This window comes from Phenylobacterium sp. LjRoot219 (assembly GCF_964252995.1).
GTDB lineage: Bacteria > Pseudomonadota > Alphaproteobacteria > Caulobacterales > Caulobacteraceae > Phenylobacterium.
Map to the genome: position 1 here is coordinate 3,285,282 of NZ_CAXUQI020000001.1, position 10,343 is coordinate 3,295,624.

Below are 10,343 nucleotides of genomic sequence, written 5' to 3' on the forward strand. Positions count from 1 at the left end.
CGTCAGGCGGATTTTGGCAAGGTTGACGCTAGGGCGCCTTGCCGGTTGCGCCGCGGATCAGCGCGGCGCGTTCCTCGGGCGTCAAGACGCGCCAGCGGCCCTCGGGCAGGAAGCCCAGCCGCAAGGGGCCGATCCGCACCCGCAACAGGTCGACGACGTGCAGGCCGACCAGCTGGCACATCCGGCGGATCTGCCGGTTGCGGCCCTCCTTCAGCACGAACCGCAGCTTCTGTTCGCCAAGTTGGGTGACCTCGGCGCGGCGCAGCTGGCGGCGGTCGAGCTGCAGGCCGTAGCGCAGCGTGGTGAGCTTCTTCTCGGTGATCTCGCCGTTGACGTCGACCAGGTATTCCTTCTCCAGGTCCGAGTCCGGCCCGATGATCGCCTTGGCCAGCACCCCGTCGTCGGAGAGGATCAGCAGGCCGCGGGAATCCATGTCCAGGCGGCCCAGCGGCGCCAGGCTGGTGTTGGCGTCAGGGATGGCCGGGCTCTCGCCGACCAGCGCCTCGCGGGTCAGCAGCCGCACCGCCGGCACCTGCTCGGCCTCCGGCTGGGCCGAGACGATCCCCACCGGCTTGTGCAGCATGATGCAGAAGGTGGATTGCAGCTCGCTCTCGGCGGCGTCGGCCAACGTCAGGGTCTGGCCCGGGCTGATCTTGCGGCCGACGTCCTCGACCCGCTCGCCGTCGATCGAGACCAGGCCCCGGGCGATCAGGTCCTCGGCGTCGCGGCGCGAGCAGACCCCGTTCTGCGCCAGCCAGCGGTTCACCCGCTGCGGCTCGGCTTCGTCATAGCGGCGCGTCCAGGCCATGCGTGCAGTTCTCCTGGAGGGTTCTCTACATCGAACTCGCCCCCTCCTGTCATCCCGGAAGCCGCGTGAGCGGCTGTCCGGGATCCAAGAACAAGGCGCACGAGGGTTCACGTCGGCCGCGCCGCGGCCAGCCACCGGCTTCTGTGTTCTTGGGTCCCGGTCTTCGCTGCGCGAAACCGGATGACAGTTTGGTGGGGCGCGAGCCCCTCCTGTGCTAGCTCCGCCGCCTGAAGGAGCACGGCTTGGACCAGTTCGACGTGGTGGTGATCGGCGCGGGCGCGGCGGGCATGATGTGCGCGCTGGAGGCCGGCAAGCGCGGACGGCGCGTGCTGGTGCTCGACCATGCCGCAGCGCCCGGCGAGAAGATCCGCATCTCCGGCGGCGGCCGCTGCAACTTCACCAACACCCGCACCAAGCACGAAGCCTTCCTGTCGGAGAACCCGCGGTTCTGCATCTCCGCCCTGCGGCGCTACCGCCCCGCCGACTTCATCGCCCTGGTCGAGCGGCACGGCATCGCCTGGCACGAGAAGGCGCTCGGCCAGCTGTTCTGCGACGGCTCGGCCAAGCAGATCATCGAGATGCTGACCGGACTGATGCGCCAGGCCGGCGTCGAGCTGCGGCTGCAGACCGCCGCCGACGCCATCGCCAAGACCGCCGACGGCTTCTCCCTGCGCTGTGGCGGCCGCGCGGTCACCGCCGCCAGCCTGGTGGTCGCGACCGGCGGCAAGTCGATCCCGAAGATGGGCGCGACCGGCTTCGCCTACGAGGTCGCCCGCCAGTTCGGCATCCGGGTCACCGAGACCCGCCCGGCGCTGGTGCCGCTAACCTTCGAGGCCGGGCTGCTGTCGCGGCTGTCGTCGCTGTCCGGCGTCGCCGTCGACGTCCGCGCCAGCAGCGGCAAGACCAGGTTCGACGAGGCCATGCTGTTCACCCACCGCGGCCTCAGCGGCCCGGCGATCCTGCAGATCTCGTCCTACTGGCGCGAAGGCCAGGAGATCGGCGTCGACATGGCGCCCGGCGTCGACCTGTTCGCCGTGCTGAAGCAGGCCAAGACCGAGCGCGGCCGCCAGGCGCTGGCGACGGTGCTGGCCGACCACCTGCCCAAGCGGCTCGCCCAGCTGATCGCCGACCAGCAGGAGATCCGCGGCAACGTCGCCGACTGCCCGGACGCCAAGCTGCGCGCCGTCGCCCAGGCGGTGAACGGCTGGCGGGTCAAGCCGGTGGGCTCCGAAGGCTACCGCACGGCCGAGGTGACCCTCGGCGGGATCGACACCGCCGCCCTGGAGTCGCGCACGCTCGAGGCCAAGACCATGCCCGGCCTCTACTTCATCGGCGAGGCGGTCGACGTCACCGGCTGGCTCGGCGGCTACAATTTCCAATGGGCCTGGGCCAGCGGCTGGAGCGCCGGCCAGGAGGTTTGAGAGCCCTCCCTGTCATCCCGGTTTCGCGAAGCGAAGACCGGGATCCAAGAACACGGCGTCTTGCAGCTAGCCGCGGCCGCGGCCGCGCCGACGACACCGTCCCGCGCCGTGTTCTTGGATCCCGGACAGCCGCTGCGCGGCTTCCGGGATGACAGCAGAAAACGACGATGATACTTAAGTATGTGCTTAACGAACAACCCAACCTCGACCACATGTTCCACGCCCTGGCCGACGCCACGCGGCGCGGCATGCTGGAGCGGCTCGGCCGCGGGCCGGCGACGGTCAGCGAGCTGGCCCAGCCCTTCGCCATGTCGCTGCCGGCGGTCGTCCAGCACCTCCAGGTGCTGGAGCAGAGCGGCCTGGTCTCGACCCGCAAGGTCGGCCGGGTGCGCACCTGCCAGCTGGAGGCGGGGGCCCTGCAGCAGGTCGAGCGTTGGGTGGAGGCGCGCCGCACCGAGTGGGAGCGCCGGCTCGACCGGCTGGGCGCCTACCTCGCCGAAACCGATCCCCAGAACGACAAAGGGAACAAGTCATGACGCAACGGTCCGTGACCCACGCCACCTTCACCCTCGAGCGCAGCTATCCGCATCCGGTGCAGCGGGTGTTCGACGCCTTCGCGACGCCGGAGGGCAAGGCCCGCTGGTTCGGCGGCAGCGACGGCGAATTGACGATACTGGAACAGGCGTTCGACTTCCGCGAGGGCGGCGAGGAGCGGCTGGCCGGCCGCTGGCACAGCGGCAGGGTCAGCGACTTCCAGGCCCGCTACCTCGACATCCTGCCCGGCGAGCGGATCGTCTACGTCTACGAGATGCGCATCGACGGGGTGAAGATCTCCGCCTCGCTGGCCAGCCTGGAGTTCAAGGCGACCGCCGGCGGCACGCAGCTGAAGGTCACCGAGCAGGGCGCTTTCCTCGACGGCTACGACGACGCCGGCGGCCGCGAGCACGGCACCGCGGAGCTGCTCGACAGGTTGGGCGCGAGCCTGGAGACGGCGGCGGCGTAACGGGGCGACGCGCCCCCTCAGTCGGCTTCGCCGGACAGCTCCCCCGCAAGCGGGGAGCTGAGGATCGCTCCTCCCCTGCGAAGCGGGGGAGGTGGATCGCGACGCAGGCGCGAGACGGAGGGGGCTTTCAGCGCCTCACACCAGCGCTTCGAACTCGTCGACCAGCCGCTCGATCTGCTTCATGCCGGCGGCCCAGAAGGCCTTTTCGCGCGGGTTGAGGCCGAACGGGGCCAGCGCCTCGACGTAGGTCTTGGTGCCGCCGGCGGCGAGCAGCTGCTCGTAGAGCGGGGCGAAGGCGGCCGGGTCTTCACGACGCTTCTCCATCAGCCCGCGCACCAAGAGGTCGCCGAAGGCGTAGGCGTAGACGTAGAACGGCGAATGCACGAAGTGGCTGACGTAGGCCCAGTAGTGCTTGTAGCCGTCGTTCAGCTTCACCGCCGAGCCGAGGCTCTCCTCCATCACCTTGAGGAACAGGCTGGCGATCTCCTCGGGGGCCAGCTCGCCCTCAAGCCGCGCGGCGTGGAACTGCACCTCGAAGCGGTGGAAGGCGATCTGCCGGACCACCGTGTTCAGTCCGTCCTCGATCTTGCCGGCCAGCAGCCCGCGCCGCTCCTCCGGCGTCGCCTCGGCCAGCAGCTTCTCGAACACCAGCCCCTCGCCGAAGATCGAGGCAGTCTCGGCCAAGGTCAGCGGGGTGTCGGCCAGCAGCGTGCCGAGCGGTGCGCACAGGGTCTGGTGCACCGCGTGGCCGAGCTCGTGGGCCAGGGTCAGCACGTCGCGGCGCTCGCCCATGTAGTTCATGAAGACGTAGGGGTGGCGCTCGGCGGTGACCGGGTGCGAATAGGCCCCCGACTGCTTGCCGGCGCGCGGCCGCGCGTCGATCCAGGGCTGGGCGAAGAAGGTCTGCGCCGAGTTCGCGAACTGCGGGGCCAGGGCCGCGAAGCTCTCCAGCACCATGCCGCGGGCCTCGTCCCAGCCGTAGACCTTCGGGCTCTCGGTCTCCAGCGGCGCATTGCGGTCCCAGAAGTTCAGCGCCTCCAGGCCCATCGCCTTGGCCTTGAGCCGGTAGTAGCGGTGGCTGACCGCCGGATAGGCCTCGACCACCGCGGCCTCCAGCGCCTCGACGGCGTCGGCGTCGACCTCGTTGGCGATATGCCGCGAGGCCGCCGGGGACGGATATTTCCGCCAGCGGTCCTCGACCTGCTTCTCCAACGCCAGGGTGTTGAGGCACAGCGCCAGCACCGAGCTGCGCTCCTCCAGCGCCTTCGACAGCCCCTCGCCGGCTTCCTTGCGCCGCGCCGCATCCGGGTCGGACAGCCGGTTCAGCGCCTCGGGCAGGGTCAGGCTCTCGTCGCCGACCTGGGCGACGAGCTTGGCCAGGGTCTCGTCCCACAGCCGGCCCCAGTTGGCGACGGCGGGGCTGCGGTCGACCAGAATGCGCTCGAGGTCGGGCGTGAGCTCGTGCGGGCGGGTCAGCCGCACGCGCCGCAGCCACGGCCGCCAGCGCGCCGCGCCGGGATGGGCGGCCAGCGCCGCTTCGAGCTCTGCGTCCTCCAGCTCGTTGATCTCCAGGGTGAAGAACAGGCTCTCGGCGCCGATCTGCGCGGCGCGGGCGCGGAAGTCGGCCTCGAACTTCGACCAGGCCGCATCGTTGCGCGCGCAGGACGAGGCCAGCGAGGCGTAGGCCCCGACGCCCCACAAGGCGTTGGTGATCGCCTCGTAGAGCGCGATCCCGCGGTCCAGATGATCGCCGAGCGCCGCGGCCTCGCCGCGCGCCGCGACCAGCTGGCCTTTCAGCTGCAGCAGTTCGCCGGTCTTGCACTCGGCGAGCGCCAGGTCGGCGGCGATGCGGGGATCGTCGCGGTTCGCATACAGGTCGTCGAGACGCCACTCGGGCAGGCTGTCGGTCTTGAAGGGCGCGTTCATGGGCGAAGAGATAGGCGATCCCACCGCGCCTGGGGAGACGCCCCGGATAAGTCCGCCGCGCGTTCCCGGCGGCACGGGCGCTTGCCTGCAGCCGCATCGCCGGTTGCGTCGGCGTCAGCTTCCCCGCCAACTGCCCCGAGAAACAGCGTTCGCAACGCGGAGGACAGCTGATGGCGGGTTCCGAAACTCCTGAGGAGCTGCTGCAGCGCACGCTCGACTTCATCGCCGACCACCGCACCCGCTACCTGGCGAGCGGCGGGGCCGAGGGCCACCTGATCGACATGAGCCATGTCGGGGTGCCGGGCATGACCCCCACCCTGCTGCTCGGCACCGTCGGGCGGCGGACCGGCGCGCAACTGGTCGCGCCGCTGATCTACGGCTGCTTCGGCAAGGAGTGGGTGGTGATCGCCTCGAAGGGCGGCAGCCCCGACCACCCGGCCTGGTTCCTGAACATGCGCGAGCAGGCCGAGGTCGCCTTCCAGGTCGCCACCCAATGCTTCCGCGCGACCTGGCGCGAGGCCGAGGGCGAGGAGCGGGCGCGGGTCTGGGACTACATGGGCGGGATCTATCCGCCCTACCACGACTACCAGCAGACGGCCGGCGACCGGCGCATCCCGGTGGTGATGCTGAAACCGATCGCGCCCATCCCGGTGTTCGCGCCCGACCCAGCCTGACGCCGGGTCAGACGCTGGCCAGCAGCAGCGAGGTCTCGGTGCTGGCGATGCCCTCGACCGTGCGGATGTCATCGAGCGCCCCGCTGAACGCCGCCAGGTCGGCGACGTCGAGTTCGGCGATCAGGTCCCAGCGGCCGTTGGTGGTGTAGATCCGCTCGACCGCCGGGAAGCCTTTCAGCTTGCGGATCACCGCCGCCGAGCGCTCGCCCTCGATGGCGATCGACATCACCGCGCGCACCCGCTGCGCCTCCAGCTCCGGCCGGGTTCGCACGGTGAAGGCCTGGATCACCCCCTGGGCCAGCAACCGGGCGATGCGGTTCTGCACCGTGCCGCGCGAGACCTTCAGCTGTGCAGCCAGGGCGGCGGCCGGCGTGCGTGAATCGGCGCGCAGCAGGGCCAGCAGTTTGCGATCGAGCTCATCCACGGATCGTCAGCCTGACTTAGCGAAACGCCAGAGAACCAAGCGAAGAGTAGCACCTCGCCGGCTTACCGCTAGCGCCGCCCGGCGCGATCATCCTCGGACGCATCAGTTGCGAGGTGACGATGGACCCCCGCTCCCTGTTCCTGATGACCGACCCGTCGGGCTACGAGGTCTGCTACGAAATCAATCCGTGGATGCGGCCGGCCGCGTGGAGCGCCGACAAGGCCGCGCTGCGCGAGCGCGCCTGGGTCGCCTTCGCCGCGCTGAAGGGGGCGTTGCGCGCCGCCGGCGCCCGGGTCGAGCTGCTGCCGGGACTGCGCGGCCTGCCCGACCTGGTGTTTCCCGCCAACGCCGCCGTGGTGCTCGACGGCAAGGCGCTGCTGGCCCGCTTCCGCCACCCCGAGCGGCAGGGCGAGGAGCCGGTGTTCCGCGCCGCCTTCGAGCGGCTGCAGAAACACGGCCTGGTGCGTGAGGTCGTCGAGCTGCCGGCCGGCGTCATCCAGGAAGGCGCTGGCGACTGCATCTGGGACGCCGGGCGCGGCTGGTTCTGGGGCGGCTTCGGCCAGCGCTCCAGCGAAGACTCGCTGGAAGCGGTCCGCGACACCTTCCGCCAGCCGGTCGTGCCGCTCGAGCTCGCCACCCCGCGCTTCTACCACCTCGACACCTGCTTCTGCCCGCTGGCCGGCGGCGAGGTGCTCTATCACCCGCCGGCCTTCACCCCGGCCGCGCTGGCGGCGATCCGCGACCGTGTCGCGCGGAACCAGCGCATCGAGGCGTCCGCGGCCGAAGCGGCGGCCTTCTGCGTCAACGCGGTGAACCTCGACCGCACGGTGGTCATGGCCCGCGCGCCCGACAGCCTGCGGCGCACCCTGTCCGAGCGCGGCTACCGCCTGGTCGAGGTCGATCTCGACCCCTTCATTCTCTCCGGCGGCGGCGCCTACTGCATGACGCTCAGGCTCGACCGCAGCAGCGACCCCGCCGCCGCCGCGCTGGCCGCCGAATAGGAAGGAGCGACCCCATGAACGACCTCTCGCTCTCCCCGCACCTCGCCGAAGACATGATCGCGCTGGAGGCGCGCTACGGAGCCAAGAACTACAAGCCGCTCGACGTGGTGCTGACCCGCGGCCAGGGCGTCTGGGTCTGGGACGTCGACGGCCGGCGTTACCTCGACTGCCTGTCGGCCTATTCGGCGGTCAACCAGGGCCACTGCCACCCGGCGATCCTGGCGGCCATGGTCGAGCAGGCCGGCCGGCTGACGCTGACCTCGCGGGCCTTCCGCAACGACCAGCTGGCGCCGTTCTACGAGGAGCTCTGCGCGCTGACCGGCTCGCACAAGGCGCTGCCGATGAACTCCGGCGCGGAGGCGGTGGAGAGCGCGTTGAAGGTCGCCCGCAAGTGGGCCTATGAGGTGAAGGGCGTCCCCGACGGCCAGGCCGAGGTCATCGTCTGCGCCGACAACTTCCACGGCCGCACCATCGCCATCGTCGGCTTCTCCACCGACCCGACCTCGCACGACCACTTCGGCCCCTTCCCGCCGGGTTTCCGGATCGTGCCGTTCGGCGACGCCGAGGCGCTGGCCCAGGCGATCACGCCGAACACCGCGGCCTTCCTGGTCGAGCCGATCCAGGGCGAGGCCGGGGTGATCGTCCCGCCCGCCGGCTACCTCAAGCGGGCGCGCGAGCTTTGCACCCAGCACAACGTCCTCTTGATCCTCGACGAGATCCAGACCGGGCTCGGCCGCACCGGCAAGCTGCTGGCCGAGGAGCACGAGGGGATCGAGGCCGACCTGACCTTGATCGGCAAGGCGCTGTCCGGCGGCTTCTATCCGGTCTCGGCGGTGCTCTCGAACGCCGAGGCGATGAGCGTGCTGCACCCCGGCGAGCACGGCTCGACCTTCGGCGGCAATCCGCTGGCCTGCGCCGTCGCCCGCGCGGCGCTGAGGGTGCTGGTGGAGGAGGGCATGATCGACAACGCCGCCCAGGTCGGCGCCCGGCTGCAGGCCAACCTTGCGGCGGCGGCGACCCCGGCGGTGAAGGAGGTCCGCGGCCGCGGGCTGATGCTGGCGGTGGAGCTGCACCCCGAGGCCGGCGGCGCCCGACGCGTGTGCGAGCGGCTGCAGACCCTGGGGCTGCTGGCCAAGGAGACCCACGAGCACACCATCCGCATCGCCCCCCCGCTGATCCTCACCCCCGACCAGGCCGATTGGATCGCCGAACAGTTCGCCAAGGCGTTGCCGTAGGTCCCAGATCCTCCCCAGGGGGCGGTGGCCGAATACGAACCCACACTCCATCATCCCGGACGGCCTGCAAGGCCGATCCGGGACCCAGGGGCCGTGCGCACCGCCCCCGGGTCCCGGCTCTTCGCTTCGGCCGGGATGACGGTGAGTTTGAGGGCCCGCGAGCACCTCCCACCTTTGGGGGAGGCCCCTCGCTCACAACCTTACCGCGACGTTTAGACGACGCTGAGTCGTTAACCCCTGACTCAGGTCTCCGAAACCCGCCCTTTACGAAGTCGCGTGTATCAATTCGCGACACAAGAGCCTCGTCCACTGAGACGTGTGCCGGTTCGTGGTGGGTGTTTTCGAATGGCTAAAACTGTCCTTGTTGTCGACGATGACCCAACTCAGCGACGTCTCATTCAGGCTGTTCTTGAGCGCGAAGGTTTTGCGGTCGTTCATTCTGAAAACGGCGACGAGGCGATTCAACGTCTGATCTCGGGAATCGGGGTCGACGTCATCCTGCTCGACTTGGTGATGCCCGGTCTGTCCGGTCAGGACACCCTGTCGGAGATGCGCGCGCGCGGATTCAACCAGCCGGTCATCGTCGTCACCGCGACCGGCGGCATCGAGACCGTGGTGCAGGCGATGCAGGGCGGCGCCGTCGACTTCTTCGTCAAGCCGGCCTCGGCCGAACGGATTCTCGTCTCGATCCGCAACGCGCTCAGCCTCGGCGCTCTGAAGGGCGAGGTCGACCGGCTGAAGAAGCGCGTCACCGGCCGCACCACCTTCGACGACCTGATCGGCTCGTCGCCGGCCATGACCATGGTCAAGCGGCTCGGCGAGCGCGGCGCCAAGTCCGGCATCCCGATCCTGATCACCGGCGAAAGCGGCGTCGGCAAGGAAGTCATCGCGCGTGCGGTGCACGGCTCCTCCGACCGCGCCGGCAAGCCGTTCGTCGCCGTCAACTGCGGCGCCATTCCCGAGAACCTCGTGGAGTCGATCCTGTTCGGCCACGAGAAGGGCAGCTTCACCGGGGCGACCGACAAGCACCTGGGCAAGTTCCAGGAGGCCAACGGCGGCACCCTGTTCCTCGACGAGGTCGGCGAGCTGCCGTTGGATGTGCAGGTCAAACTTCTTCGCTCCCTTCAAGAGAGCGAGATCGACCCGATCGGCGCCAAGCGCTCGATCAAGGTCGACGTGCGCATTCTCTCGGCGACCAACCGCGACCTGTCGCAGGCGGTGGCCGAGGGCCGCTTCCGCGAGGACCTGTTCTATCGCCTGAACGTCTTCCCGATCGAGGCGCCCGCCCTGCGCGAACGCCGCGACGACGTGCCGGCCCTGGTCGACGCCTTCGTCCGCCGCTTCAACATCGAGGAAGGCAAGTCCGTGGTCGGGTGCGCGCCCGAGACCCTGGCCTTCCTGACCGCCTACGACTGGCCGGGCAACGTCCGCCAGCTGGAGAACGCCGTCTACCGGGCGATCGTGCTGGCCGACGCGCCCTATCTGCAGCCGCACGACTTCCCGTCGATCTCCGGCGTCGCCGCCCCGCCGCCGGAAGCGGTGCCGTCGGCCGCCGTCAGCGCGCCGCCGCCGGTCGCCGCCGAGCAGGGCGAAGCCGCTCCGGAAGCGCCGGTGCGCATCCTCGACCACCGCGGCCACCTGCGCACGCTGGAGGAGATCGAGCGCGACCTGATCCAGCTGGCCATCGAGATCTACGCCGGCCACATGAGCGAGGTCGCTCGCCGGCTCGGCATCGGCCGCTCGACCCTCTATCGCAAGGTCCGAGAAAACGGTCTCGAGGACCTGGTGAAGGGCGGCGCCCAAGAAGCCGCGGCCTGACGCCTCCTTTCCCGCTCATCCCGGCCTTCGCCG

The 10,343-nt window shown here is 70.2% G+C and carries 10 protein-coding genes; 7 read left to right on the forward strand and 3 right to left on the reverse strand.

From position 1 onward, the window contains the following. Positions 1-28 precede the first annotated feature (28 nt). Complete coding sequence (locus ACSQ14_RS16095) at positions 29-808, reverse strand: pseudouridine synthase (RefSeq protein ID WP_436014537.1); 780 nt, start codon at positions 806-808, stop codon at positions 29-31. A gap of 242 nt (positions 809-1,050) precedes the next feature. Here ACSQ14_RS16095 and ACSQ14_RS16100 point away from each other — a divergent pair, with 242 nt between their 5' ends. The 3 genes from ACSQ14_RS16100 to ACSQ14_RS16110 all read left to right on the forward strand — a co-directional run bounded on the left by ACSQ14_RS16100 (position 1,051) and on the right by ACSQ14_RS16110 (position 3,232). Then, entirely contained in the window at positions 1,051-2,229 is a 1,179-nt protein-coding gene (locus ACSQ14_RS16100) for an NAD(P)/FAD-dependent oxidoreductase (protein ID WP_436014539.1), read from the forward strand. A gap of 167 nt (positions 2,230-2,396) precedes the next feature. Further along, the gene (locus ACSQ14_RS16105) at positions 2,397-2,765 is read left to right on the forward strand and encodes an ArsR/SmtB family transcription factor (protein ID WP_436014541.1); all 369 of its coding nucleotides are present in this window, start codon (positions 2,397-2,399) and stop codon (positions 2,763-2,765) included. Next, complete coding sequence (locus ACSQ14_RS16110) at positions 2,762-3,232, forward strand: SRPBCC family protein (RefSeq protein ID WP_436014543.1); 471 nt, start codon at positions 2,762-2,764, stop codon at positions 3,230-3,232. Before ACSQ14_RS16105 ends, ACSQ14_RS16110 begins: the two co-directional genes overlap by 4 nt. A gap of 135 nt (positions 3,233-3,367) precedes the next feature. On the opposite strand, the gene ACSQ14_RS16115 is transcribed toward ACSQ14_RS16110, so the two are convergent. Further along, positions 3,368-5,158: a M3 family oligoendopeptidase gene (locus tag ACSQ14_RS16115; RefSeq protein WP_436014545.1), complete on the reverse strand. Its 1,791-nt coding sequence runs from the start codon at positions 5,156-5,158 to the stop codon at positions 3,368-3,370. Between the two features lie 170 nt (positions 5,159-5,328). On the opposite strand from ACSQ14_RS16115, the gene ACSQ14_RS16120 reads away from it, so the two are divergent. Then, complete coding sequence (locus ACSQ14_RS16120) at positions 5,329-5,832, forward strand: nitroreductase/quinone reductase family protein (RefSeq protein ID WP_436014547.1); 504 nt, start codon at positions 5,329-5,331, stop codon at positions 5,830-5,832. A gap of 7 nt (positions 5,833-5,839) precedes the next feature. Here ACSQ14_RS16120 and ACSQ14_RS16125 read toward each other — a convergent pair whose 3' ends face one another. Continuing rightward, positions 5,840-6,256, reverse strand: a complete 417-nt coding sequence (locus tag ACSQ14_RS16125; protein WP_436014549.1) for an Lrp/AsnC family transcriptional regulator — start codon at positions 6,254-6,256, stop codon at positions 5,840-5,842. Between the two features lie 119 nt (positions 6,257-6,375). Here ACSQ14_RS16125 and ACSQ14_RS16130 point away from each other — a divergent pair, with 119 nt between their 5' ends. The 3 genes from ACSQ14_RS16130 to ACSQ14_RS16140 all read left to right on the forward strand — a co-directional run bounded on the left by ACSQ14_RS16130 (position 6,376) and on the right by ACSQ14_RS16140 (position 10,310). After that, positions 6,376-7,257, forward strand: a complete 882-nt coding sequence (locus tag ACSQ14_RS16130; protein WP_436014551.1) for a dimethylarginine dimethylaminohydrolase family protein — start codon at positions 6,376-6,378, stop codon at positions 7,255-7,257. 14 nt (positions 7,258-7,271) lie between these two features. Beyond that, positions 7,272-8,492 carry an ornithine--oxo-acid transaminase gene (gene rocD / locus ACSQ14_RS16135; protein ID WP_436014553.1) on the forward strand — a complete coding sequence of 407 codons (1,221 nt, stop codon included), beginning with the start codon at positions 7,272-7,274 and terminating at the stop codon, positions 8,490-8,492. Between the two features lie 345 nt (positions 8,493-8,837). Beyond that, a complete protein-coding gene (locus ACSQ14_RS16140; RefSeq protein ID WP_436014555.1) occupies positions 8,838-10,310 on the forward strand; it encodes a sigma 54-interacting transcriptional regulator in 1,473 nt (490 codons plus the stop codon). Positions 10,311-10,343 lie beyond the last annotated feature (33 nt).